The sequence below is a fragment of the Actinoallomurus sp. NBC_01490 genome (assembly GCF_036227085.1).
Lineage (GTDB): Bacteria > Actinomycetota > Actinomycetes > Streptosporangiales > Streptosporangiaceae > Actinoallomurus > Actinoallomurus oryzae.
In genome coordinates, this window is the sequence record NZ_CP109433.1 from 6,429,135 (window position 1) to 6,454,036 (window position 24,902).

Consider the following 24,902-nt stretch of genomic DNA (forward strand, 5'->3'; position numbering starts at 1 on the left):
ATGCGTCGACTGATCTTCGGCCGGACCAACGCCGCCCTGGCCACCGCGCTCATCCCCACGACCCTCACGCTCGCCGTGGTACGGGCGACCGGCTCGGCCGCCGCGCTCGGCGTCGTGCTGGCGTGTGAGCTGGTCCCGATGCTGGTGCTGTTGCCGGTCGCCGGGGTGGTCGCCGACCGGTTCCCGGCCCAGCGGGTGGTGTTCGGCGCCGACCTGCTCCGCGGTGCCGCGCAGGCGGCGATCGGCGTGGAACTACTGCGCGGCCCGGCCCGGATCCCTGAACTGGCCGCCCTCTCGGCCGTCACCGGCGCCGGGGTGGCGTTCGGCACCCCGGCGGTGCGGCGGCTGGTCGCGGGCGTCATCGACGGCGCGGACCGGCTCCGGGCGAACGCCCGGCTCGGCGTCGCCGAGGGACTGGCCCAGATGGCCGCCCCGGCCGCCGCCGGCGGGCTGGTGCTGGCCGCCGGGCCCGGCTGGTCGTCGCTGCTCACCGCCGGGCTCTTCGCGGTCTCGGCGGCGACGCTCGGCGGGCTCGCTCCGCGCCACGCCGCGCCGTACGCCGGGCGGGAACGGTTCACCGCGGAACTGCGCGAGGGCTGGCGGGAGACCCGCCGGCACGGGTGGTTCCTGACCACCCTGGCCGGGCACGGCGTCTGGCACCTGGCGGCGGGCTTCCTGCTGACGCTCGCCCCGGTCATCGCGGTCCGGCACCTGGGCGGGGACACCGCCTGGGTGGTCATCGCCCAGGCCGGCACCGCGGGCATGCTGATCGGGGTGTTCGGCGCGGGACGGCTGCGGATCCGCCGTCCGCTGGTGGCCGTGGCGTTCGGCGGCGCGGCGTACGGGCTGCCGCTGGCCGCGCTCGGGATCGCCGCGCTCGCCCCGTCCCATGCGCTGCTGGCCGTCGTCGCGCCGGCCTATTTCGCGGCCATGTTCGGCCTCGGCGTGCTCAGCCCGCTGTGGGAGACGACCCTGCAGCACCGGATCCCGCAGGACGCGCTGGGCCGGGTCGGCTCCTTCGACGCGCTGATCTCCTTTGCCAGCCGGCCGCTCGGGATGGCGGTGGCGGCCCCGGTCGCCGCGGTGACCGGGACGGCCGCGCCGCTGCTGAGCCTGGCGGTCCTGGTCGCCGGGGCGAACCTGGCGATGCTGCTGCTCGCCGACGTCCGCGCCTACCGGGGCGCCGCGCCCGGCGCGCAAGAGGAAGCGGTGGTCGCCGGCGCTGCGGCCGCCGATGGCACTTAATTGACCGATCGGTCTCGATGAACGGTACGTCCAGACCCGCGAGCCGAACGTGGTCGAGCCGCTGTCGCAGCCGGGCCCGGCGCTGCCGGCCGTACGAGCGCTGGTGAACGCCTACGCCGAGGAGTCCCTCACCGACGAGCGCCGGCGCGGCCGCCTGGTGGTCAACAGCGCGGTCGAGCCGGCGGGCGGCCCGGTCACCCGGGATCACCGAGGACGACTGGGCGGCCGTGGTCGGCACCAACCTGACCGGCGTGTGGCTGGCGCTGCGGCACGAGATCGCGCACATGCGCACGCACGGCGGCGGCGCGATCGTGAACACCGCGTCGATCGGCGTCACCGCCGTGCCGGGGCTCGGCGCGTACGGTGCGGCCAAGGCCGGGGTCGTCGTGCCGTCCAGGGCCGCGGCCCGCGAGGCCGTCGCCGACGGCGTACGGATCAACGTGGTCAGCCCCGGCCCGGTCGCCACCGCGATGTCGATGCGGCCCGGTGAGAGCGAGGCGGACCGCACGGCGCGCGTCGCGGCCCGCGTCCCGGCGGGGGCGGATCGGCGCGGCCGAGGAGATGGCCGAGGAGATGGCCGCCGTCGTCCTGTGGCCGGCCTCGCCCGAGGCCGCGTTCGTCGTCGGACACGAGCTCACCGTCGACGGCGACGCGACCGCCTGACTCCGCCCGCGAGGACCTAAGACCTGTTTCCTGCCCGATATCGGGCAGGATTCTTGGCGTTTCTCCACCGCATCGGGTTAGATCCTGGCACATGCCCGGCCGCGCCTACGACGACCTTCTCGTCCACCTCACCCGTACGACCTCGCTGAGCACGGGCGAGGCCGCACGGGTGGTGGCCGACGTACTGGCCTACTTCGCCGAGCCGGCCGAGGACTTCGTCCGCCGGCGGCACGCCGAGCTGAAGGCGGGCGGGCTGACCAACGACCAGATCTTCGAACGCGTCGCGGCCGAACTGCCGCAGCGCCGGGTGGCTCCGCCGGAGCTGTCGCTGCGCCAGCTTCGGCGGATCGTCTACGGCTGAGAGGAAGGCCTCATGTGCGGAATCGTCGCCTACACCGGGCCCGGGGACGCCGTCCCCATCCTGACCGAGGGGCTGGCGCGCCTGGAGTACCGCGGGTACGACTCGGCCGGGCTGGCGGTCGTCGGCCGCTCGGGCGACCTGCGGGTGCGCAAGGCCGAGGGCCGGGTCGCCGCCCTGGCGGCGAACCTGCCCGCCCGGTTCAAGGGCGGTACGGGCATCGGCCACACCCGGTGGGCGACGCACGGTGAGCCGAGCGACGACAACGCCCACCCGCACGTCGCCGGCAGCGTGGCCGTCGTGCACAACGGCATCATCGAGAACGCCGACGAGCTGCGCGCCAAGCTGGAGGCCGACGGCGTCGTCCTGACCTCCGACACCGACACCGAGGTCCTGCCGCACCTGATCGCACGCTCGGACGCCGCCGAGCTGGAGGACGCCGTACGCGAGGCGCTGTCGCAGATCGTCGGCACGTACGGCATCGCCGTCGTGGACACACGCCACCCCGGCGTGCTCGTCGTCGCCCGCAACGGCAGCCCGGTCGTCCTCGGCATCGGCGAGAAGGAGATGTACGCGGCCTCCGACGTCGCCGCGCTGGTCCGCTACACGCGCCAGGTGGTGCACCTGGACGACGGCGAGCTCGCCACGATCCGGCCCGACGGGTTCCGTACGTCCACGCTCGACGCCCGCGCCACCCGCAAGGAGCCGTCGGTCATCGAGACCGAGGACGCCGCGTACGACGCCGAGGGCTACACGCACTTCATGCGCAAGGAGATCCACGAGCAGCCCGCCGCGGTCGAGCGCGCGCTGCGCGGGCGGCTCGACGGGCGCTTCCACACCGCGCACCTGGGCGGGCTCGACCTGGACCCGCGCGAGGCGCGGGCGATCCGCCGGGTGAAGATCCTCGGCTGCGGCTCGGCGTACTACGCCGGTCAGGTGGGCGCGCAGCTCATCGAGGAGCTGGCCCGCATCCCGGCCGACGCCGAGCCCGCCTCGGAGTTCCGCTACCGCAACCCGGTCGTCGAGGCGGACACGCTCTACATCGCGGTGAGCCAGTCCGGCGAGACCTACGACACCCTCGCGGCCGTCCAGGAGCTGCGGCGCAAGGGCGGCCGGGTGCTCGGGGTGGTCAACGCGGTCGGCAGCGCGATCGCCCGCGAGTGCGACGGCGGGGTCTACCTGCACGCCGGGCCGGAGATCGCGGTGGCCTCCACCAAGGCCTACACCTCGACCGCCGTGGTGTTCGCGCTGCTCGCCCTGCATCTGGGCCGCATCCACGACCTGTCCCCCGCCGACGGGCGGCGGATCGCCGAGGGCCTGCGGGCGCTGCCGGGCCAGATCGAGGAGATCCTGCGCCAGGAGGACCGGATCGCCGCGCTCGCCGCGGATCTGGCGAAGTACCGCAGCATGCTGTTCGTCGGCCGGGTGCGCGGCTGGCCGGTCGCGCGGGAGGGGGCGCAGAAGCTCAAGGAGGTCTCCTACATCCACGCGGAGGCGTATCCGGCGAGCGAGCTCAAGCACGGCCCCCTGGCCCTCATCAGTCCCGACCTGCCGGCCGTCGCGATCGTGCCGGACGACGAGTTGCTGGACAAGAACCGCTCGACGCTCGGGGAGATCCGCGCCCGGCACGGCCGGGTCATCACGATCGGCCACACCGAGGCGGGCGAGGACGCCGTCGTCGTGCCCAAGAACGAACCGGAGCTCGACGCGATCCTGCTGCCGATCCCCCTGCAGCTGCTCGCCTACCACGCCGCGGTGGCACTCGGCCACGACGTCGACAAGCCCCGGAACCTCGCCAAGAGCGTCACCGTCGATTAGGGCCCGTCTCAGAGCCGCCGCGCAGGAGGACGGCGGGGCCCTGGACGGCTCGCGCAGGCCGGCGTCAGCCGGCCTGCGCGTCGAGGCGCGCCATCGCATCCGGTCCGAGTTCGACGTCGGCGGCCGCCAGGTTCTCCGTGAGGTGGTCGCCGCTGGCGGTGCCCGGGATCAGCAGTGTCCGCGCGTAGTGCGCCAGGAGCCAGGCCAGGCCGACCTGCGAGGGGGTGGTGCCGAGTTCGCGGGCGACGGCGAGGACCGTGGCGTCCTCGGTCACCTTGCGCTGCCCGGAGAACGCCGAGCCCAGCGGGAAGTAGGGGATCCACGCGACACCGTGCTCACGGCAGACTTCGAGCACCGGCTCTGTTCCACGGTTCAGCAGGTTGTACACGTTCTGTACGGCTTCGATCCCGACCGGCAGCGCCTGCCGCAGCTGGCCGGCGTCGACGTTGCTGAGCGCGATCGAGCGGATCTTGCCCGCCTCGCGCAGCGCGGAGAGTTCGGCGAGCTGGTCGTCGAGGTCGACCTTCTGTTCGCCCTCGGCGATGATCCCCGGCGCGAAGTCGAGCCGGCGCAGGTAGACCATGTCGAGGCGTTCGACGCCGAGTGAAGTGAGGTTCGCCTCGACCTGCCGGCGCAGCTCCTCGGGGCGCTGCGCCGGGACCAGCCCGCCGTCGGCGGTGTTGTCGGCGCCGAGCTTCGTCGCCACGAGCAGGTTCTCCGGATAGGGCGCGAGCGCCTCGCGGATGAGCGCGTTGCAGGCTCCGGCGCCGTAGAACCAGGCGGTGTCGATGTGGTTCACGCCGGCGCCGGCGGCCTGCCGCAGCAGTGCCACGGCGGTCTCCGGCGCCACGTGGCCACCGTGGGTGAGCTGCATCGCGCCGTAGCCGACCCGGGCGACGTCGCGTCCGGCGAGAGGGACGGTGGGGGTGCTGGTCGGTGTCACAGGTGCTCCCGTCATGAAAGGGCGGACCGAAGAAGTGGAGGGGGCTCCGATTCGGTCCAGGCTAGCAGATTCGGAGGCTCCTCCGGATAGCCCCGGGAGCGCGCGCCGCTCATAAATACACCTATGTCTGTATGATGCTGATCATGGGTCGGCCTCCGCCGTTGGGCCGGGGCCGCTCCCCCGCGACGCCCGACGGGTGCCGCGACGTTGTGCGGTCGGCGCGATGGAACGCCCAGGACCCGGGCCGATCGCTCGCACGCCCCCGCTGGAGATTCGCATGGTTGCCAGCTCGCCGGGCAGAAGCCTCGCGAACACCGTCTTCCGCGCATCCGGGAGGTTCTTCCGCACGACCACGGAGGGGATCTCCCACACATACGCGGATATCACCCGGCCGCTCACCACGCTCCGGCCTCGGGGCACCGAGCCGTACGCGTATCTCTTCGAGCAGCCCGGCCGCGAGGAGGGAGACCTGATGCGCGCGGGCGCCAAGAAGATCGGGGAGATCTCACGGTCGATGAAATGGACGGACTGGCGATACTTCACGGCCGGCACGATGCGCGAGGTCGCCGAGCACGCGAATCCTCTGCGTGCCAGGGGATTTCCGCCGAACTCCTCCGCGTCCGCGCTGGCGGTCGATGACTTCCTCGCCGGCAAGGTCTCGGTCGCCGCGCCCATGAAGCGCGAGGCGACCTTCGATGAATTCCTCGGGATGGCGAGCTTGCGGCTGAGGGCTCCGTTCGATGACAAGATGCCCGGCGGGGCATTCGAGATCGCGGCCTACCTGCGCTCCATACCCGGCGCCCGGGGATTCCTCTATCTCGCGCAGCACAATCCGAGCGTTCCCCCGTTCGCCAATGTCGTGAGCATCGCCGATGATGACGTCTATTACGTGAACGGTCATCTGGGGCATGTGGCGCCGCTCGGGGAAATGGCCTGGCAGCTTCCGTACTGCTCGTTCATGCCGACCGGACCGGGTGACGCGTGGCTGTGATCGCGCGCCGCGCAGGGGTCAGCGGGCGGACTCGCGCAGGATCTGGGTGAGGAACTCGGCGTTGGAAGAGGTGTCGCGGAGTTTGCCGAGGAGGAGTTCGAGGGCCTCCTGAGGCCCGAGGGCGGCCAGGATCTGCCGCAGGCGGTTCACCGTCTCCAGCTCCGCCGGCGACATCAGCAGGTCGTCGCGGCGCGTGCTGGAGGCGGCGAGGTCCACGGCCGGGAAGATCCGCCGGTCGGCGAGGTCACGGCGGAGCCGCAGCTCCATGTTGCCGGTGCCCTTGAACTCCTCGAAGAAGACCTCGTCCATGCGCGAGCCGGTCTCCACGAGCACCGACGCCAGGATGGTCAGCGAGCCGCCGTCCTCGATGTTGCGGGCCGCGCCGAGGAACCGGCGCGGCGGGTGGATCGCGGTGGTGGCGACGCCGCCGGCGAGAATGCGGCTGTTCGAGGGCGCCCCGAGGTTGTACGCCCGGCCGAGACGGGTGATCGAGTCGAGGATGACGACCACGTCACGGCCGAGTTCGACGAGCCGCTTGGCCCGCTCGATCGCCAGTTCGGCCACGACGACGTGGTCGCTCGCCGGCCGGTCGAAGGTGGAGTGCACCACCTCGGCGTCCACCGACCGCCGCATGTCGGTGACCTCCTCGGGCCGTTCGTCGACCAGGACGACCATCAGGTGGCAGGCGGGGTCGGCGGCGCGCACCGCCTTCGCGAGGGCCTTGAGCACCATGGTCTTGCCCGCTTTCGGCGGTGCGACGATGAGCCCGCGCTGACCTTTCCCGATCGGGGCGATCAGGTCGGTGACGCGCCCGATCAGGCCGTCCCGGCCTGTTTCCAGGCGCAGGCGTTCCTGCGGGTACAGCGGCGTCAGGTCGGCGAATTCAGGCCTTTTGCCGGTGTTTTCGGGATTGTTCGCGGGGAGGCCGTTGACGGTGTCCAGGCGGACGAGGCCGCGGAACTTCTCCCGCCGGTTACCGGGCCGGGGAGAGCGCGCCGCGCCTTCGACGTGGTCGCCGGGACGCAATCCGTACCGCGCGACCTGGGCGGCGGACAGGTAGGTGTCGCCGGGGCCCGGCAGGTAGCCGGCGGCCCGGACGAAGGCGTTCTTGTCCCTCACGTCGAGGATGCCCGACACCGGGACGGGCGGGTTCTCCTCGGGAGGCTTGGCGTCCGCCGCGCCGGACGCGGCGGCGGGCTCGGCGACGGGTTCGGTCAGGGTGGTCATCAGGGGATCCTTTCCACGGGATGATCGGAGAAAGGGCACACGGAAAAAACACGCGGCCCGGGAGCACGGTGCACGCCACGTGCACCGGGAAATCCACGAGAGAGAACATCGATCTCGCGGAGGAGGTTCGGTCGCCCGGAACAGGAAGAGGGCGAGAAGGACGCAGCCGAATCGGCTGGGAAAGCGCCTATCCGAAACGAGCCGGAATCCTCGGCGACATCGTCAGCGTATACCACCCCGTCGTTATTCCGCCACACCGGCGCGCGAAGGGTCCGGCCTCGCTCGTACGGGGGAGGTGGCGGACGGCGCGTTCTGCCAGGATCGACGGCATGAGATCCGTGGTCCGCCCCCTCGTGAGCGTCACCACCTACCGGCGCTGGACCTTCCTCCTCGGCGGTACGGCGCTCCTCGTGCCGTACCTGCTGATCTACGCCGGGCTCGTCCAGATCATGCGGCACGTGAGCGACCAGCCGGCGCGCGGCTTCATCGACACGGTGGTCATGCTCGCCGCCTTCATCGTCATCTCCGGCTCCGTCGCCTTCATCCCCGCCGTACGGGTCCTGTGCCGGACCGCCGCCGAGACGCTGCTGGGCGTGTCACTGCCCGAGGAGACGCCGGAGGGCCTGCGGTCCTGGCGCTCGCGCCGCCGCACCGCCGTCTGGTGGCTGCTGCACATCGGCGTCGGCGGCACCACGGGGTTCGCCGTGGTGGCCGGTCTGCCGATGATGCTGTTCCTGCTGGAGACGCCGTTCCTCGACCACGAGGCCACGCGCCGGTTCCTCGGCCACACGTGGGTGTTCGCCCCGGCCTGGTCGGTGCCGGCCGCGCTGCTGACGCTGCCCGCGATCGGCTACCTCGGCGCCGGGGTCGGCGCCCTGTTCGCACGGCTCGCTCCGCTGCTGCTCGGCCCGTCCGCCGCCGACCGGCTGGCCCACCTGGAGCGGCGCGCCGAGTCGCTGATGGAACGCAACCGGCTGGCGCGGGAGCTGCACGACTCGGTCGGCCACGCGCTCACCGTCACGACGCTGCAGGCGGCCGCGGCGGCACGCGTGCTCGACAGCGATCCGGAGTTCGCCCGGCGCGCCCTCAGCGCGATCGAGGAGACCGGGCGCACCGCCCTGGAGGACCTCGACCACGTCCTCGGGCTGCTGCGCGAGGACGCGAGCGCCAAGACGCCCCAGCGGACCCTCGCGGACCTCCCCGCGCTGTTCGCGCAGACCCGGTCGGCGGGCGTCGAGGTGGACGCGGATCTCGCCCGCATCGAGGAGCTCCCGCCGGTGGTGTCCCGTGAGGCCTACCGGATCGTGCAGGAGGGCCTCACCAACGCCCTGCGGCACGCCGGCAAGGTGCCGGTGACGGTGCGCCTGGCGGTCCGCGACTCACGGCTCGCGCTGGAGATGACCAACCCGATCCACGCGACCGCCCCGCCGCGTACGGGCGGCGGGCACGGCCTGCGGGGCATCCGGGAACGGGTCACGATCCTCGGCGGCCGGATGAACGCCGGCGCGGACGACGGGCGCTGGCGGGTCACCGTCACGCTCCCGGTCGTGCCGTGGTCCGGTGAGACGGTGGAAGATCGGCAGGCGGCCGGCGACGGCGCCGAGACGGAGAGTGCGAGGGGCCGGTGACGGACGTTCTGATCGTGGACGATGAGGTGCTGATCCGCACCGGCCTGCGGGCCGTCATCGACGCGGAGCCCGGGTTCACCGTCGTGGGCGAGGCCGCCGACGGCGCGGAGGTCCTGCCGCTGGTCCGCTCCCTGCGGCCCGACGTGGTGATGATGGACGTCCGGATGCCCAGGGTCGACGGCATCCAGGCGACGCGGACCATCCTGTCCACCGTGCCGGAGCCGCCCCGCATCCTGGTCATCACGACGTTCGAGAACGACGACTACGTCTACGAGGCGCTGCGGGCGGGCGCGAGCGGCTTCCTGCTCAAGCGCGCCCGGACCGAGGAGATCATCCAGGCGCTGCGCACCGTGGCGCTGAGCGACTCGCTGCTGTTCCCCGCCGCGATCCGCGGGCTGGCCGCCCGGCACGCGAGCGGGCGCGACGCCGACCGGGTGCGCGCGGCGCGCCTCACCGACCGCGAGGGCGAGGTCCTCACGCTCATGGCCCGCGGGCTGTCCAACGCCGAGATCGCGGGCGAGCTGGTGGTGAGCGTGGAGACGGTCAAGACGCACGTCGGCAACGTGCTGGCCAAGCTCCAGGCCCGCGACCGTACGCAGGCGGTGATCGCGGCCTACGAGTCCGGCTTCGTCAGCCCTTCCCAGAGCCCGCCGTAGGGGACGACGACGGCGCACAGGTCATGGCGCGGCGCCTATTCGCTCCGGCTCTTGACCTGCGCGGCGTACACGTCGACGTACTCCTGGCCGGACAGCGCCTGGATCGCCGCGATGATCTCGTCGGTCGCCTTGCGCAGGTCGGCGTCCTTGCCGTACCGCAGCGGCTCGCCGAGCTTGATCACCGGCTGCATGATCTTGCGGGGCATGCGGTAGCCGGTGGGCTGGATCTCGTCGGTGCCGATGAGCGCGCACGGGTACACCGGTGCGCCGGACTCCACCGCCAGGCGTGCGACGCCGGTCTTGCCGCGGTACAGCCGGCCGTCCGGCGAACGCGTGCCCTCGGGGTAGATGCCGAACAGCCGGCCCTCCTGCAGGACGCGCAGCGCGGTGCTGAGCGCGTCGGCGGACGCGCTGCCCCCGCTGCGGTCCACCGGGATCGTGCCGACGCCGCGGAAGAAGGCGGCCATGAGCCGGCCCTTGATCCCCCTGCGGACGAAGTAGTCGTCCTTGCCGATGAAGACCAGCTGCCCGGGCGCCATGAGCGGCAGGAACAGCGAGTCGCAGAACGACAGGTGGTTCGAGGCGATGATGGCCGGCCCCCGCTTGGGCATCGTGCCGACGACCTTGGGCCGGAACAACAGACGCAGCCAGGGGCCGAGCAGAATGTGCTTGAGGAACCAGAAGAACACGGTCAGCCTTCCACCGAGGGGTGCCCGACAGTCTGACGCCTCACCTCCCGGTGCGTCGGTGCGGGGGCGTTACAAGAAACAACCGACGGTTCTTGTACCACACCCTCACTTGACGCGCATACTCCTACCGATGAGCGTAGTGACGATCGCGCCGGCGAGTGCGAGACTCACGGAAACCGCGAGCGTGGCGTGCCCCCTGGGCCGGTCCGGACGCGAAGGTGTCGAGCATGCGGACCAGGATGTAGCCCGGCAGGACGCGACCACAGCGCCCCCATGGCGCGCGGTGTCGTTGGCGCCGGTCAGTAGTCCTTCAGCGGGTACGCGTCGACGACCTCGCGCGGGCTCTGCGGAAGCGCGGCCTCGCCTGTCTCGTCCTGCCCGCGGCGGCGCGCCTGGTTCACCAGCGCGAGGGCCTGGTTGCCGGTCACGTAGCCGCGCAGTTCACGCTCGTACGCCGCGAACGCCGCCGCGTGGTCGCCGCCGGCCCGCGCGAGTTCGCCCGCGAGGACGTACGCGCCGACGAGCGCCGTGCTCGTGCCCTGGCCCGAGGCGGGCGACCCGCAGTACCCCGCGTCGCCGACCAGGGCGACCCGGCCGCGCGACCACGCGTCCAGGTGGATCTGCGCCAGGGCGTCGAAGTGGAAGTCCGGGGCGTCCTCCAGGTGCTTCAGCAGCCGGGGCAGCTCCCAGCCGGCGTGGGCGAACCGCGTCGCCACCAGGCGTTTCTGCTCGCTCACCTCCGGGGGCAGGAACGCGGCGGGCGGCGCGTCCGCGTCGAAGCCGACGTAGACCCTCGCCTCCCGGTTGCCGCGCACGCTCATCACCATCGCGCCCCAGAGATCGCCGCTCATCGGGTACACCACCTCCCAGCGGTCCAGGCCGAGGAAGTTCGGCACCGTCCAGACGGCGAGGTAGCTGCCGAGGTGCCGCAGGTGGTCCTCCTCCGGCCCGAACACCATCCGCCTCGTCGAGGAGTGCACCCCGTCCGCGCCGACGACCAGGTCGAAGGTGCGCCGCGCGCCGCTGTCGAAGACGACCCGTACCTCGCCGGCGTCCTGTTCGAGTGAGGCGATCGCGTCGCCGAAGACGTACTCGGCCTCGCCCGCGCCGGCGAGGATCGCCGCCAGGTCGTCGCGCAGGATCTCCACGTCGGGGCCGCCGACGTCACCGCCGCTCGCGGTGCGGTCGGTCGTCGTGGACAGCTCCTCGCCGTTCTCCCCGACCACCGACATGCCGCGCAGATCCGTGCTCCGGCGGCGCACCTCCTCCAGCACGCCCATGCGCCGAACAACCTCGATCGCCGGCCCCCGCACGTCGATCGCCTGGCCACCGGGCCGCAGGCCGCGCGCCCGCTCCACGACCGTGACCTCGAACCCGTACCGCCGCAACCAGTAGGCCAGCGCCGGCCCGGCGATGCTCGCGCCGGATATGAGAACCCTCCGCATGACACTCTCCCTGTCGTCTCGATCACCGGGAGCCTCGCCGGGCGCGCTGACAGGGAGCTGATCGATCGAGGAGGCGCGCCTACGCCGCGCTGACAGGAGGTGTCAGGCGGGCTGCCAGTCGGGAGCCCGGCCGGAGGCGCGCAGGACGGCCTCCCAGCGGTCTCCCCCGGCCGGTGCGGGCAGGTGGGGCACGCCCGTACGCCAGGCGGCCTCGATGACGTCGGGCCGGCTGGGGCGGTGATCCTTGTCGAGGGCGCGGGCGAGGTCCCAGGCGTGCAGGTGCCACTCGACGCACACCGCCCCGGCGTAGTCGCCCGCCGTCAGCTTGGTGCCGCGGTAGGCGAGGTACGGCTCGTCCCACACGTCCGGCAGCCGGTCGGCGTACGCCTCGGCCGAGATGGCGAACGCGACGATGTGCTCGCGGCCCGTGGCGGGGGGCAGCACGGCCAGCTCCGCGGCGTTCTGCCGGGACAGCTGGCGTACGAGAAGGGCCGCGGGAGCGTCCTGGGCGAACAGCCGGGACAGCCGGCTGGACGGAGCGTCGTTGAGGTACTCGTGGAAGTTCTCCGCCACACAGCGAAGATGGCCGGCCAGGTCGATGGCCTCCCACTCGCGGCACGGCGTGGGCACGGACCAGTCGGAGAAGTGCGCGGCCAGCTCACAGATCGCGACGACGCCCTCTCTGCACGCGCGCAGAAGGTCGCGCCGATCTGGCGGCGTGCGCTCCACGTGATCCCCCCGGACAGAGCACTTCCCACTGACTCGCTTCGCCGCGAGCGGACCGGGCGCTGTGGCCCACGACGATTCTCTGAGTCGGTAGATTCTCAGAGTTGGACGGCCCGTGCCACTTCGGTGCGCCGTGTTCACGCTGGTCGCGCCACCCCCCACGCGAAAGCGTTCGATGGCCGCGGCCGGTCGCGGCTCCACGGGCACGAGCGCACGAGACGATCAACGTCTGCGCCAAGTGTGCCCAGCGGAACCGCGGCCCGCCGTCAGGTCACCGTGCTGATGACCGGATGCAAGCGAACGATCTACGAGACGGCCGGGCTCAGCTCGCGATCGACGGGCTGGTGCGGAAGCTCAGCTTGTGCGCCTCGCGCAGCGACCGCAACCGGTCGGCCTCGTCGGTGTACGGCCGCACCGACGGCTTGGCCCGCGCACGGCGCGCGGCGATCTGCGCGCCGCGACGCTGCGCGGCGTCGCCGAACTCATAGGTCTTGGGCCCCATCGCGACGCGCTCGGCGGCGTTCGCGGCGGCCAGCGCGTCGAACAGTGCGCGGTCGTAGGCGATGGCGAGCCGGCGCACCTCGTCGTACGGCCGGTGCTCGGCCTGGGCGGAGCGGAGACGGCTCTCGGCCTCCTGCGCGTCGGCGAGCCTGTCGCGCAGGCCGGCGGCGAGCTCCTTGTCTGCGGCGTAGCGCTCGGCGACCTCCGCGCCCATCTTGCGCCCGAGGCTCATGAGCCCTCCTTCGTCGGAGGAGTGTTCCTCAGGCGCGTGTTCCTGGTTCGCTCGCTCCGCTCTCTCACGAGCCCTCCTTCGTCGGAGGAGTGTTCCTCAGGCTCGTTTTCTCGATTCGCTCGTCGCGTTGGCTCATGAGGGCGCTCCTTCCTTGGTTGCTGTCCGAGCCAAGGGTAGAGGGTGGCGAGGGGTGACACGCGGTGGAGACACTTCCCGGCCGCCGCCTTTACATAGTAAGGTATGATCATGTCGCAGCGACCGCCGCTCACCCGTGAGCGCATCATCGAGTCCGCGCTCCATCTCATCGACGGCCAGGGGCTCGGCCGCCTCACGATGCGCCGCCTCGGCGACGCCCTGGAGGTCGAGGCGATGGCGATCTACCACCATCTCCCCCACGGCAAGGAACAGCTGCTCGAGCAGCTGATCGCGTACGTGGCCGCACATCCGGTGCCGCCCGGCGCCGGCGACGTGCGCGACCGGCTGCGCGCGTGGGCCGGCGGCTACCGCGACCGGCTCCTCCAGCACATCGGCGTGATGCCGCTCATCGTGACCCGCCGCAACCCCGGAGCGCTCATGGCCACCACCCAGTCCGTCCAGGACCTGCTGCGCACCGCCGGGCGCACCGAGGCCGAGGCGGCGGTCGGCGCCCACACCCTCCTCGGCTACCTCCTCGGCACGGTCGCCCTCGACGCGCGCGAGCAGGCCGCCGAGACGGCGCCGGACGTCGACCGGGACGGCCGGTTCCAGGCGGGCCTGGACGGGATTCTCGCCGCGATCGCCTGACCGCCATCCCTCACTGCCGGGGTCGCCCGGTCACTGTGAGCCCTGCCACAGCACGGGACCCGCCCGTCCCGTACGATGCTCGCGCCGATCCCTTGTAAGCGACCTCTTACCCCCCGGAGGGCTGCATGGCCCGCTACTCCCGGCTCCGGCAGATACAGCGGCTCGACCCCGAGAGCGACTACCAGGAGATCTACCGGATCAGCACCGAGTACGAATTCCCCTGGGACGTGACCCGCGCGCTCGAACTCGCGCTCTTCCGCACGTACGCCGTGCCGTCCATCGGCGGACTGCTCGACCGGACGCGCGAGTTCGCCGACCATGGCCAGAAGCGCTACGACGACACCGTCGTCCTGCTGTACGAGATGACACGCGACGGCGGCATGGACTCCCCGCGAGGACGGGCGGCGATCCGGCACATGAACCGGATCCACGGCCGGTACCCGATCAGCAACGACGACTTCCTCTACGTCCTGTCGACCTTCGTCGTCGTGCCGGTGCGGTGGATCTCCCGGTACGGCTGGCGGCCGTACAGCCGGCACGAGGTGCGGGCGACGGTCAACACCTTCCGGCACATGGGCCGCCTCATGGGCCTGAAGAACATCCCGGAGACCTACGAGGAGTTCGCCGCGCTGCTCGACGGCTACGAGCGCGAACACTACGCCTTCAACGAGCCGAGCCGCCGCGTGGCCGAGGCGACGATCGCCATCTTCCAGGGCTGGTTCCCCGCCTTCGCGCGGCCCTTCGCGCGCCGCGGCGTGATCGCGATGACCGACGCGCCGCTGCGGGAGGCGCTGGGCCTGCACCGCTCGCCACACGCGCTGGAGACCGCCGCCGACCGGGCGCTGCGGGCCCGCGCGCTGCTGGTCCGGCTGATGCCGGCGCGCCCGGAGTCGCTGCCGAAGAGACCCCGCCCGCGCACGTACCGGAACGGCTACACGCTGGAGGAGATCGGCCCGGCCTGGATCCGCGAACGCGCCGCACGCACCGGCTGATCACCGCTCGCGCGAGCGACGAGCGCCGCGCGGTCGCCTTTCGCGCGGTGACGCGGTTCCTCTCCGCGGGCTCTCAGTCCTCCACCACGAGGATCTCCAGCGTGCGTCCGGCGGGCGGTCCGCTGATCCAGCTCAGCGGATGGTACGGGTCGAGGCGGCGGACGGCCTCGGGCACGGTGTGCACGATCTGGTCGGCGTGCACCACGCACAGGTGGTGACGCGGGATGAGCGTCAGCGCGCGGCGTCCCTGTGCGCGCCCGCCGTCGAGGACCACGGTGCCGGTCTCGGCGATGGCGAGCGCGCAGCCGGTGACCACGCCGTCCGCCTCGGCGAGCGCCGCCGGGTCGAGCGGCGGGTCGTCGGCGAGCGGGCGCACGCCCTCCAGGCCCGGCAGCCAACCGCGTGGCAGATCGGCGGGGACCGCGACGCGCTTGGCCTCACGCGCCCAGAGCATCGCCGCCATCGCCACCGCCAGCTCGTCGAAGGCCACGTGACGCACGGCGGCCCGCCGGTCCGCGACGCGCTCGCCGAACAGCGCGATCACGTCTCCGCGCGGCACCGGAACGCGCCGCCGGTAGCCACGCGGCACGCGCACGTCCCCGTCGTCCCCTCCGGGGAACGCGGCCCGCACGCGCCGCAGGATCTCCTCACGCGCGCCCACGGCGTCCTCCTCCGCCGCAGGCGGCGACCACGGGCCCACGCCACATGCCAATCCGCCCACAGCGCGCACCCGCCACGCCACCTCGGCCGGAGGAATCGACCGCAGGCACACTCCGCATGCCGACCCGCCCACAGCGCGCACCCGCCACGCCACCTCCGCTGGAGGAATCGACCGCAGGCACACTCCGCATGCCGACCCGCCCACAGCGCGCACCCGCCACGCCACCTCGGCCGGAGGAATCGACCGCAGGCACACTCCGCATGCCGACCCGCCCACAGCGCGCACCCGCCACGCCACCTCCGCTGGAGGAAATGACCGCAGGCACACTGCGCATGCCAATCCACCCGCAGCACGCACTCACTGCGCCTCCCCCACCGGAGGAAGCGGCCGCAGGCGCGCCTCGCGCGTGCGAGGCGGGCGCGGGAATCGGCCGGGTCCGTCGCCGCGCCGGCCGGCGGCCGGGGCCACCGCGCTCGTTGGTTCGCTCGCTGCGCTCACTCATCTCCGGCGCCGCCACCAGGCGCGGAAGCTCTGCCTTGGCGGCGAGGGCAGGTCCCGGGCGTCGGTCCACTTGCCGAACAGGCCGGGCAGCCGGCGGATCCGCCCGTCGCGGGCGAGCAGGCGCGCCCACCGTGCCCGGCGTACGAGCGTGTGCTCGTAGCGGCGCTGGTCGCCCATGCTCCAGGCGAGGCCGCGCATCAGGAGCATCTCCGGCGGCGGCACCGGTCGGCCGCGCCGCGCGTCGACGACCCGGCCCCGCAGGTGCACGAGCATCGCCGGGATGTCGATCTTCACCGGGCAGACGTCGGCGCAGGCACCGCAGAGCGTCGAGGCGAACGGCAGTGACGCGCCCAGCGGCGCCTCGACGCCCCGTATCTGCGGGGTGAGCACGGCGCCGATCGGACCCGCGCGGTCCGGGCCGTACGGTCGCGGGCCGGTGCGCTGGAAGACGGGGCAGACGTCGCTGCAGGCCGAACAGTGGACGCACCGCAGGGCCGCCCGCCCGTCGGGGTCGGCGAGGACCGTGGTGCGGCCGTTGTCGAGCAGCACCAGCGCGAAGTCGCCCGTGAGCGTGGCGATCGCGGGCCGCATCGGCACGCCCGCGCCCGCCCGCGACACGAGCTGGAGCAGCACCTCCAGGTCGGTCCAGTCGGGGACGACGTCCTCGATACCGGCCACGACCACGAGCGTGCCGGGGAAGGTCAGGCCGTCGCCCCGGTCGGCGACGACCAGCGTGCCGGTCTCGGCCACCAGGAAGCCGGCGCCGACGACCGCGGCCTTGCTGTGCGGGCCGGGTTCCGCGCCGTCGAGCCCGATCTCGTCGGTGACGTCGGAGCGGACCAGGGCGGCCGGAGCGTCGTCCGGAAGCAGGCCGCCGATGATCCGGCGGGCCTCGGCGGCGTCACGCGCCCAGTGGACGTGCCCGCCCTCCTCCTCGACGGCGGCCTCCAGTGTCTCCAGGTGGGCGCCGAGCTCGCGGAGCGTACGCTCGCGGATCGCGGCGCCGGCCTCGCGCAGCGCCTCCCAGGCGGCAAATCCGCCGACGGCGTCCGCGCGGCGCGCCCGCGCCTCGGCGGCGGCCCGCCTTCGCCGGCGTCGCGCGCCGGGATCGCCGAGCTCGGGGCGCGCCGCGTCGGAGAACCTCACGGTGCGTCCGATCGCGGCACGTCCGGCCCCGGCACGTCCGATCGCGGCTTGTCCGGCCCCGACACGTCCGGCCCCGACACGTCCGGCCCCGACACCTCCGACCGCAGCACGTCCGACCCCGACACCTCCGACCGCAGCACGTCCGACCCCGACACCTCCGACCGCAGCACGTCCGACCCCGACACCTCCGACCGCAGCACGTCCGACCCCGGCGCATCCGAACGCCGCGCATCCGAACGCCGCGTCTCCCTCCGTGGCGTGTCCGATCGCGGCGCGGTGCCGGTCATGCGTCCGGCGTCGCCGGGAGTCCGCGCGGGCTCGGCCGCGCCCAGTCCGGAGGCGAGGATCTCGGCGAGGTGCACCGCGCGCACCCCGCTGCGCAGCCGCGACAGCGCGCCGCCGAGATGGGTGAGGCAGGAGTCGTCGGCGGCGCACACGACCTCGGCGCCGGTCTCGTGGATCCGCGCGATCTTGTCGGCGACCATCGCGACCGAGGTGTCGGCGTTCTTCACGGCGAAGGCCCCGCCGAAACCGCAGCACTCCCCCGCCTCGGGCAGGTCGGCCAGCTCCAGGTCGCGGACCGCGCGCAGCAGCCGGAGCGGCCGGTCGCCGAGGCCGAGGGCCCGCAGCGAGTGGCAGGTCGGCTGGTAGGTCACCCGGTGCGGGTAGCGCGCGCCGACGTCGGTGACGCCCAGGACGTCGACGAGCAGCTCGGACAGCTCGTAGACCGGTAAGCCGGCGAGCGCCGGATCCATCCGCGGGTAGGCGGTGCGCACGGTCGCGGCGCACGAGGCGGACGGAGTCACGATCACGTCGTGACCGGTGAACACCTCGGTGAGGCGGCGGGCCAGCGCGGTGGCTTCCGGATGGTATCCGGCCGTCCAGTGCATGTGCCCGCAGCAGGTCTGGGCAGGGTCGAAGACGACCTCGTGCCCGAGATGCTCGAGCAGCCGTACGACGGCCCGTCCAGTGGCGGGAAAAAGCGCATCCCCCCAGCACGTGACGAACACGGCGATGCGCACGTGGGCTCCCCTTCCCTCCGACGCAGTACAGCATCCTAGGACGGAGGTTCAAGCCTGATCATGGAAACCCGAACACAGTCGCGCTCTGCACCAAGAGTTGTTCTTTGGCCGTTATTGATGCGAGTGTGGGCCGATAACCCGTAAAGTGATCTGTGTCACCGGTGAGTACCGGGAGGCGATCAGGCCAACTGGAAAACCGCCCGGCCGTGCTATGTCGCCATGAAGGTGAACCACAGCACACTTGACAACGTCTCACTGCGTAGAGACACCCAGACAGACCACCCCAGTAGTTGAAGACCGGAGGCACGAACCATGTGCCAACACCAGCCGCCTTGTCCCGAAGCGACGGCACGCGACCGCGAGGCCGCCCGCACCGTCACGTGCCACCCCGAGCAGGGGTGGAGCCTGCTGTGCAACGGCATCGTGCTGTTCGAGGACACCGGTGAGCTGCTTCCCGACGGGGAGATCATCGCTCCACACCGCCCGACGGATCTTCCTGCTCCGTCGGCGGCCTGACGCGTTCCTCACACGGGGGACTAGTTCTTTCGAGTGATCATCCTCGGGGGATTCAGCTTCGACCGCTCCACCGGCCGAGCCATTCGGCCGCGACCTCGCCGACCGCCGACGGGGTCCGGGAAAGATCGTGCCGTTCACCCGGCATGACACGCACCTCCGTGGCGTCGGCCGGATCCGGCACACCGAACGGATCACGGTCACCGTTGACGACCACGACCTCCACCCCCGCGTCGCGCAGCTCCCCTGCGCGCGACCTGGCCGGGTTCGACGGCGGGTGCAGCGGGAACGCCAGCGCGATCACCCCGCGCGCCCCGGCCTTCAGCGCCGTACGGCACGCCACGCGGGCGCCGTTGCTCCGCCCGCACTGAATCAGCGGCACGTCGCCGTACCGCTCCCGCAGCGTCTCGACGACCGTCAGCCAGGCCTCGTCCTGGCGGGCCGCCGACCCGGGCGCACGCCTCCCCGCCACGCGGAACGGCTGCAGGATCCCGGCCACGGCACCGCCCAGGCGCAGCGCCTCGGCGCGGACCGCCCGCAGGTCCGGCGCGTCCAGCCCGCCGTTCGACCCGTGGGTCAGCACCAGCAGGAACGCCGGGTCCACCACCTCGTCCAGCGTGACCTCGGCCGGCCCCGCCGGCGTCGCCACCTCCCACGTCGGCTTCATGGCACGCACCGTACTCCACCGGCGCCGACGCCCCCTCGCCGGTGTGTCCCGGGCGGCGACGGGCGATGATCTGATCATGGCGAAGACGATGAGCACGGCCGAGTGGCGGGAGTTCGTCTCGAGCGGCACCCGTACCGGGAAGGCCTCGGTGACAGGCGCCGACGGAACACCCCACGTGACGCCCATCTGGTTCCTGCTCGACGGGGACGACCTGGTGTTCAACACCGCGGAGTCGAGCGTCAAGGGGCGCGCGCTGCTGCGCGACCCGCGGATCTGCGTGTGCGTGGACGACGACACGCCGCCGTTCTCGTTCGTGTCGCTGTGGGGACGCGCGACGCTCTCCACGGACGTGGACGAGGTCCGCCGGTGGGCGACCCGCCTCGGCGGCCGCTACATGGGCGCCGAGCACGCCGAGGAGTACGGCGCGCGCAACGGCGTACCGGGCGAATACCTCGTCCGCGTACGCATCGAGAAGGTCGTGGCGGTGAGCGACATCGCCGACTGACAGCGATGAGGCGGCCGGTGAGGACGAGCGGTCAGTGAGGAGGCGAGCGCGATCATTCGACACGCACGGTGAGCCGACGAGCGACCTTCGCGCTCATCGGCTCACTCGTCGCCGGGCCACCTCGGGGGTGGTATCGGCGTGTCCGGGCCCATGACCTGTCGCAGGCGTTCGGCGAAGCTCTCCTTCAGCGCCTCGCCCCAGGCGTAGTCCTCCGGCACCCGGACGAGCTGGCCGAGCAGGTCGTAGATCTCGGCGGGCAGCCCCTCGGGGCCTTCGCCGTGGCGCATGGCGGCGATGGCGTACATGTGGTCGAGCGCGCCGAACGCCTCGCCGGTCAGCAGCGGGAGGGCGCCGGCCCGCAGCGCGGCCTCGATGTCGTCCTCCCACCACAGGTGCTCGCCGCCGTCGGTGGCGAACGTGCGCCGCAGCCGGGCGCGTACGTGCTCGCCCAGCGCCGGGTCGTCCAGCCCGCGGCGCCACACCTCCTGGGCCGCCTCGTCGCGGCCTCGCAGCGGAAGCGTGCGGGCCAGCAGCTCGATCGCCAGCGGCACGACCTCCGGGTCGGAGTCCTCGGTCGGGGTGACGCTGCCGAACGCGGCGATCGCCTGCTCCAGGTGGGCGATGCCGAGGCTCACCGCGAGGCGCGCGTGCGCCTGCCGGTCGCGCTTGCGGTCGAGGACCTCCATCGCCCCGTCGAGGGCGCGCTGGGCGCGGGCGGGCTCGCCCCAGTCGAGCAGCCGCAGTGCGAGGTCGTGCGCGGCGGCCGGGGCGTAGCGCGGGTCGCGGGTGGCGATGGCGCGCTCCCACCACTCGCAGGCCTGCGCGGCGTCGCCCTCCTCGTCGGCGATCTGCGCGAGCGCCAGGCAGGCGGGCGGCAGGTAGGCGGGGTTGGCGAAGTCGACCACCGTGTGCCAGGCCTCGCGCGCCCGGTCGCGGTCGCCGGAGCGCTCCCACGACAGCGCCAGGTGGTACGCGGCGCGCGCGCCGTACTCCGGGTCCTTGGTGCCGATCGCGACCCGGTCGGCCTCGCGGGCGCCGTCGAGGTCACCGCCGCTCTCGAGCACCACGGCGAGCCCGAGGGCCGCCTGCGCGCGCTCGGTGGTGCCGCCGGTCTCCAGCACCTGGCGGAACAGCGTGGCGGCGTCGTCGAGCCGGCCGCCCTCAGCGTGCGCGCGCGCCTCGTCGAGCCGGGTCGACGGCTGCGCGGCCGTCTCCTCCGGCGGGGTCGTCATGACGTGCTCCCGCGGCCACGGGGGAACCCGTCACCGGACGTCCTCATCGGCGCCTCGCAGGCGTCGCTCGCACTCATCTCCGTGCCCTTGGGGGTAGGCGGCGTGTGGGATGAGCCTAACGGGATTCGGGCCGCCCCGTCCCGCAGCGTGACCGTGATGTCCGGCTCGGGCCAATGGAAAGCGTCCTTGACATTTCGACCATGTAAAGCATACTTTCCATAGCGAACGTCAAAGGAGCTTTACAGCATGCGGAACGACGTGCGGGAGCTGCGGGCCGCGAAGGGCCTGTCGCAGCAGGCGCTCGGGCAGGCCCTCGGCGTGTCCCGTCAGACGATCAACGCGATCGAGCAGGGCCGGTACGACCCTTCCCTCCCGCTCGCGATCCGCATGGCCCGTTATTTCGGCAGGACCGTCGAGGAGGTCTTCCATGTCGACGATGAGAGGTCATGAGGCCGCCCGCACACGGCGCTGGCTGGTGCCGGGACTGTGTGTCGTGGCCGGCGCCGGTTACGCCGCCGTCTTCCTGGCCCACCACCGTCCGATCGCGGCCGTGATCGGCGCGGGCGTGATGCTCGCGTACGCGCTCGTGCTGGTGATCTTCTCGCGGCGCAGCGAGGCGGTCGCCCTGCTCCGCGAGGACGCCCCGGACGAACGTCGCGCCCTGATCACGACGAGGGCGGCCGCGACCACCCTGTACGCCCTGATGGTCCTCTCGGTGATCATGCTCTTCGTCCAGCTCGCGCGCGGCGCCGACCCCGGCGCGTGGGGCGTGGTCTCCGGCGTCGGCGGCTTCGTGTTCATCGTCTCGATCGCGTACGAGTCGCGGCGCCGCTGACGCCGCACAGGGGGTCCGGGCCGCGACCGGCCCGGACGCCCGTACGGGGTCAGGACTCGAAGGCCTCCGGCGGCGGGCAGGCGCAGACGAGGTTGCGGTCGCCGTAGGCCTGGTCGATGCGGCGCACCGGCGGCCAGTACTTGTTCTCCCGCAGCGACGGGAGCGGGTAGGCCGCCTCCTCGCGGGTGTAGGAGTGCTTCCAGTCGGTGGTCAGCAGCGCCGCCGCGGTGTGCGGGGCGTTCTTGAGCGGGTTGTCGTCGGCGTCGTAGTCGCCGGCGGCGACCCGCTCGATCTCCCGCCGGATCTCGATCATCGCGTCGCAGAAGCGGTCGAGCTCGGCGCGGTCCTCGCTCTCGGTCGGCTCGATCATCAGCGTGCCGGCCACCGGGAAGGCGAGGGTGGGGGCGTGGATGCCGTAGTCGATGAGCCGCTTGGCGACGTCCTCGGCGGTGACCTTGGTCTCCTTGGTGATCTTCCGGATGTCGATGATGCACTCGTGGGCGACGAGGCCGCCCCGGCCGGTGAAGAGCACCGGGTAGTGGCCGTCGAGCCGCTTGGCGACGTAGTTGGCGGCCAGCACCGCCGCCTCGGTCGCCTCGCGCAGCCCGTCGGCGCCCATCATCGCGATGTAGGCCCACGAGATCGGCAGGATGCCCGCCGAGCCCCACGGGGCCGCGGAGATCGGGCCGCTGCCGGTCTCCGGACCGGCCTCGGGCCGCAGCGGGTGGTTCGGCAGGAAGGGCACGAGGTGCTCGCGCACGCCCACCGGGCCGACGCCCGGCCCGCCGCCGCCGTGCGGGATGCAGAAGGTCTTGTGGAGGTTCAGGTGCGACACGTCGGCGCCGAACTCCCCCAGGCGTGCCAGCCCGACGAGGGCGTTGAGGTTGGCGCCGTCGACGTAGACCTGGCCGCCCGCCTCGTGCACGCTCTCGCAGACCTCGGTGATCGTCTCCTCGTAGATGCCGTGCGTCGAGGGGTATGTCACCATGATCGCGGCGAGGGCGTCGCGGTGCTTGTCGATCTTGGCGTGCAGATCGTCGAGGTCGATGTCACCGCTCTCGGTGCTCTTCACCACGACCACCCGCATCCCGGCCATCACCGCGCTGGCGGCGTTCGTGCCGTGCGCCGAGGACGGGATCAGGCAGACGTTCCGGTGGCTCTCACCGCGTGAGGCGTGGTAGCCGTGGACGGCGAGCAGGCCGGCCAGCTCCCCCTGCGAGCCCGCGTTGGGCTGCACCGACACCTTGGCGTACCCGGTGATCTCGGCCAGCCACGACTCGAGCTCGCCGATCATCTCGACGTACCCCTGCGCCTGCTCCAGCGGGGCGAACGGGTGGATCTGCGCGAACTCCGGCCAGGTGATCGGCTCCATCTCGGTCGTGGCGTTCAGCTTCATCGTGCAGGAGCCGAGCGGGATCATCGAGCGGTCCAGCGCGATGTCCTTGTCCTGCAGGCGGCGCAGGTAGCGCAGCATCGCCGTCTCCGACCGGTGCGCGTGGAACACCGGGTGGGTCAGGAACTCGCTCTCCCGCCGCAGGGCCGGCGGGAACCCGTCCCCGGCCGCGTCGGCGGCCTCGTCCTCCGCGCCGCCGAACGCCCGCAGGACCCGCGTGACGTGATCGCCCGTGGTCGTCTCGTCACAGGCGACACCGACCTGGTCGGCGTCCACCCGGCGCAGGTTGATCCCGAGGTCGAGCGCCCGGCGTACGACCTCATCGGCCCGGCCGGGGACCCGGGCCAGCACCGTGTCGAAGAAGCGGTCGTGCACGACCTCGACGCCCTGCCGGCGCAGGCCGGCGGCGAGGCGCGCCGCGTGGCCGTGCACCCGCTCGGCGATGCCCTTCAGGCCCTCGGGACCGTGGTAGACCGCGTACATGCTCGCCATCACGGCGAGCAGCACCTGGGCGGTGCAGATGTTGCTGGTGGCCTTCTCGCGGCGGATGTGCTGCTCTCGCGTCTGCAGCGCGAGCCGGTACGCCTGCCCGCCGTCGGCGTCGAGCGAGACCCCGACGAGCCGCCCGGGGAGCTGGCGCTGGATGCCGTCGCGCACCGACATGTAGCCGGCGTGCGGGCCGCCGAAGCCGTACGGCACGCCGAAGCGCTGCGTGGTGCCCACCGCGATGTCGGCGCCGAACTCCCCCGGCGGCCGGAGCAGCGTCAGGGCGAGCAGGTCGGCGGCGACCACGACCTGGGCGCCGCGCCCGTGCGCCGCCTCGGTGAGGCCGGACAGGTCGCGTACGGCGCCGCTCGCCCCCGGGTACTGCAGCAGCACGCCGAAGAAGTCGCCCTCCGGCAGCCCCTCGGACGTGTCGGCGGCGACGACCTCGATGCCCAGCGGCACCGCGCGGGTGCGGATCACCTCGACGGTCTGCGGCAGCACGTCGGCGTCGACGAGGAAGACGTCGCCGCTCCCCCGCGGCGCGACGCGGTGCGCCAGCGTCATCGCCTCCGCCGCGGCGGTGCCCTCGTCCAGCAGCGAGGCGTTCGCCACCGGCAGCCCGGTCAGGTCGCTCACCATGGTCTGGAAGTTCAGCAGCGCCTCGAGCCGGCCCTGGGAGATCTCCGGCTGGTACGGCGTGTAGGCGGTGTACCAGCCGGGGTTCTCCAGCACGTTGCGCAGGATCACGCCCGGGGTGATCGTGCCGTGGTAGCCGAGGCCGATCATCGAGGTGAGGACCTGGTTACGCGCCGCCAGCTCGCGCAGCCGCGCCAGCGCCTCCACCTCGCTGAGCGCGGGCGGCAGGTCGAGCGGGCGGCCGGTGCGGATCCGGGCGGGCACGGCCGCGTCGACGAGCGCGCCGACGCCGGCGTACCCGGCGGCCTCGGCCATCGCGGCGCGTTCGGCCGGTGAGGGTCCGATGTGGCGGGCGGCGAACGGAACCTCGATCATGGGAGCCTCCAGGCGGGTCGGGGCGCGAACACC

General features: G+C 72.7%; 23 protein-coding genes and 3 pseudogenes. 14 read left to right on the plus strand and 12 right to left on the minus strand.

The annotated features are described in order from the left end of the window. The 5 genes and pseudogenes from OG417_RS30090 to glmS all read left to right on the plus strand — a co-directional run bounded on the left by OG417_RS30090 (window position 1) and on the right by glmS (window position 4,084). Complete coding sequence (locus OG417_RS30090; protein WP_329235655.1) at window positions 1-1,245, plus strand: MFS transporter; 1,245 nt, start codon at window positions 1-3, stop codon at window positions 1,243-1,245. A 251-nt stretch (window positions 1,246-1,496) separates the two neighbouring features. Further along, window positions 1,497-1,724 (plus strand): annotated as a pseudogene (locus OG417_RS54475) (SDR family oxidoreductase); the annotation flags it as partial. A 7-nt stretch (window positions 1,725-1,731) separates the two neighbouring features. Next, a complete protein-coding gene (locus OG417_RS30095) occupies window positions 1,732-1,908 on the plus strand; it encodes a hypothetical protein (RefSeq protein WP_329235657.1) in 177 nt (58 codons plus the stop codon). Window positions 1,909-1,999: 91 nt separating this feature from the next. Beyond that, window positions 2,000-2,269: a hypothetical protein gene (locus OG417_RS30100; RefSeq protein WP_329235660.1), complete on the plus strand. Its 270-nt coding sequence runs from the start codon at window positions 2,000-2,002 to the stop codon at window positions 2,267-2,269. Window positions 2,270-2,281: 12 nt separating this feature from the next. Then, window positions 2,282-4,084 (plus strand): glutamine--fructose-6-phosphate transaminase (isomerizing), encoded by a 1,803-nt coding sequence (glmS, locus tag OG417_RS30105; protein ID WP_329235664.1) that lies wholly within the window; start codon window positions 2,282-2,284, stop codon window positions 4,082-4,084. A gap of 64 nt (window positions 4,085-4,148) precedes the next feature. Here glmS and OG417_RS30110 read toward each other — a convergent pair whose 3' ends face one another. Next, window positions 4,149-5,027, minus strand: a complete 879-nt coding sequence (locus tag OG417_RS30110; protein WP_329235667.1) for an aldo/keto reductase — start codon at window positions 5,025-5,027, stop codon at window positions 4,149-4,151. 472 nt (window positions 5,028-5,499) lie between these two features. On the opposite strand from OG417_RS30110, the gene OG417_RS30115 reads away from it, so the two are divergent. Beyond that, on the plus strand, window positions 5,500-6,018 hold the full coding sequence (locus OG417_RS30115) for a hypothetical protein (protein WP_329235670.1): 519 nt from the start codon (window positions 5,500-5,502) through the stop codon (window positions 6,016-6,018). Between the two features lie 18 nt (window positions 6,019-6,036). On the opposite strand, the pseudogene rho reads toward OG417_RS30115, so the two are convergent. Next, window positions 6,037-7,246, minus strand: a pseudogene (gene rho, locus OG417_RS30120) (transcription termination factor Rho); the annotation flags it as partial. Between the two features lie 328 nt (window positions 7,247-7,574). Here rho and OG417_RS30125 point away from each other — a divergent pair. Both OG417_RS30125 and OG417_RS30130 read left to right on the plus strand, forming a co-directional pair. Continuing rightward, on the plus strand, window positions 7,575-8,873 hold the full coding sequence (locus tag OG417_RS30125; RefSeq protein ID WP_329235673.1) for a sensor histidine kinase: 1,299 nt from the start codon (window positions 7,575-7,577) through the stop codon (window positions 8,871-8,873). After that, window positions 8,870-9,529 (plus strand): response regulator transcription factor, encoded by a 660-nt coding sequence (locus OG417_RS30130; protein WP_329235675.1) that lies wholly within the window; start codon window positions 8,870-8,872, stop codon window positions 9,527-9,529. Before OG417_RS30125 ends, OG417_RS30130 begins: the two co-directional genes overlap by 4 nt. A gap of 35 nt (window positions 9,530-9,564) precedes the next feature. On the opposite strand, the gene OG417_RS30135 is transcribed toward OG417_RS30130, so the two are convergent. From OG417_RS30135 to OG417_RS30150, 4 genes are all read right to left on the minus strand, one after another. Then, on the minus strand, window positions 9,565-10,218 hold the full coding sequence (locus OG417_RS30135) for a lysophospholipid acyltransferase family protein (protein WP_329235677.1): 654 nt from the start codon (window positions 10,216-10,218) through the stop codon (window positions 9,565-9,567). A 299-nt stretch (window positions 10,219-10,517) separates the two neighbouring features. Continuing rightward, complete coding sequence (locus OG417_RS30140; protein ID WP_329235679.1) at window positions 10,518-11,663, minus strand: FAD-dependent monooxygenase; 1,146 nt, start codon at window positions 11,661-11,663, stop codon at window positions 10,518-10,520. Between the two features lie 102 nt (window positions 11,664-11,765). Then, a complete protein-coding gene (locus OG417_RS30145) occupies window positions 11,766-12,392 on the minus strand; it encodes a maleylpyruvate isomerase N-terminal domain-containing protein (RefSeq protein ID WP_329235681.1) in 627 nt (208 codons plus the stop codon). Between the two features lie 319 nt (window positions 12,393-12,711). After that, window positions 12,712-13,122 (minus strand): plectin, encoded by a 411-nt coding sequence (locus OG417_RS30150; RefSeq protein ID WP_329235683.1) that lies wholly within the window; start codon window positions 13,120-13,122, stop codon window positions 12,712-12,714. A gap of 246 nt (window positions 13,123-13,368) precedes the next feature. On the opposite strand from OG417_RS30150, the gene OG417_RS30155 reads away from it, so the two are divergent. Continuing rightward, window positions 13,369-13,905: a TetR/AcrR family transcriptional regulator gene (locus tag OG417_RS30155; protein WP_329235685.1), complete on the plus strand. Its 537-nt coding sequence runs from the start codon at window positions 13,369-13,371 to the stop codon at window positions 13,903-13,905. A gap of 125 nt (window positions 13,906-14,030) precedes the next feature. Further along, window positions 14,031-14,897 (plus strand): oxygenase MpaB family protein, encoded by an 867-nt coding sequence (locus OG417_RS30160; RefSeq protein WP_329235687.1) that lies wholly within the window; start codon window positions 14,031-14,033, stop codon window positions 14,895-14,897. 73 nt (window positions 14,898-14,970) lie between these two features. On the opposite strand, the gene OG417_RS30165 is transcribed toward OG417_RS30160, so the two are convergent. The 3 genes and pseudogenes from OG417_RS30165 to OG417_RS30175 all read right to left on the minus strand — a co-directional run. Beyond that, window positions 14,971-15,558 carry a LutC/YkgG family protein gene (locus OG417_RS30165; protein WP_329235689.1) on the minus strand — a complete coding sequence of 196 codons (588 nt, stop codon included), beginning with the start codon at window positions 15,556-15,558 and terminating at the stop codon, window positions 14,971-14,973. Between the two features lie 498 nt (window positions 15,559-16,056). Continuing rightward, window positions 16,057-17,205 (minus strand): 4Fe-4S dicluster domain-containing protein, encoded by a 1,149-nt coding sequence (locus OG417_RS30170; RefSeq protein WP_329235691.1) that lies wholly within the window; start codon window positions 17,203-17,205, stop codon window positions 16,057-16,059. Between the two features lie 335 nt (window positions 17,206-17,540). Further along, window positions 17,541-18,227: pseudogene (locus OG417_RS30175) on the minus strand ((Fe-S)-binding protein); the annotation flags it as partial. A gap of 312 nt (window positions 18,228-18,539) precedes the next feature. Here OG417_RS30175 and OG417_RS30180 point away from each other — a divergent pair. Continuing rightward, on the plus strand, window positions 18,540-18,743 hold the full coding sequence (locus tag OG417_RS30180) for a DUF5999 family protein (protein ID WP_285623739.1): 204 nt from the start codon (window positions 18,540-18,542) through the stop codon (window positions 18,741-18,743). 52 nt (window positions 18,744-18,795) lie between these two features. Here OG417_RS30180 and OG417_RS30185 read toward each other — a convergent pair whose 3' ends face one another. Then, a complete protein-coding gene (locus OG417_RS30185; protein ID WP_329235693.1) occupies window positions 18,796-19,407 on the minus strand; it encodes an alpha/beta hydrolase family protein in 612 nt (203 codons plus the stop codon). Window positions 19,408-19,483: 76 nt separating this feature from the next. Between OG417_RS30185 and OG417_RS30190 the strand changes: the two genes are divergently transcribed. Beyond that, a complete protein-coding gene (locus OG417_RS30190; RefSeq protein WP_329235695.1) occupies window positions 19,484-19,912 on the plus strand; it encodes a PPOX class F420-dependent oxidoreductase in 429 nt (142 codons plus the stop codon). A gap of 101 nt (window positions 19,913-20,013) precedes the next feature. Here OG417_RS30190 and OG417_RS30195 read toward each other — a convergent pair whose 3' ends face one another. Beyond that, window positions 20,014-21,144, minus strand: coding sequence for a tetratricopeptide repeat protein (locus tag OG417_RS30195; protein WP_329235697.1), 1,131 nt, complete (start codon window positions 21,142-21,144; stop codon window positions 20,014-20,016). Between the two features lie 246 nt (window positions 21,145-21,390). On the opposite strand from OG417_RS30195, the gene OG417_RS30200 reads away from it, so the two are divergent. Further along, window positions 21,391-21,594, plus strand: a complete 204-nt coding sequence (locus OG417_RS30200; RefSeq protein ID WP_329235699.1) for a helix-turn-helix transcriptional regulator — start codon at window positions 21,391-21,393, stop codon at window positions 21,592-21,594. Beyond that, entirely contained in the window at window positions 21,572-21,979 is a 408-nt protein-coding gene (locus tag OG417_RS30205; RefSeq protein ID WP_329235701.1) for a hypothetical protein, read from the plus strand. Before OG417_RS30200 ends, OG417_RS30205 begins: the two co-directional genes overlap by 23 nt. Before the next feature lie 49 nt (window positions 21,980-22,028). On the opposite strand, the gene gcvP is transcribed toward OG417_RS30205, so the two are convergent. Continuing rightward, window positions 22,029-24,869 carry an aminomethyl-transferring glycine dehydrogenase gene (gene gcvP, locus OG417_RS30210; protein ID WP_329235703.1) on the minus strand — a complete coding sequence of 947 codons (2,841 nt, stop codon included), beginning with the start codon at window positions 24,867-24,869 and terminating at the stop codon, window positions 22,029-22,031. Window positions 24,870-24,902 lie beyond the last annotated feature (33 nt).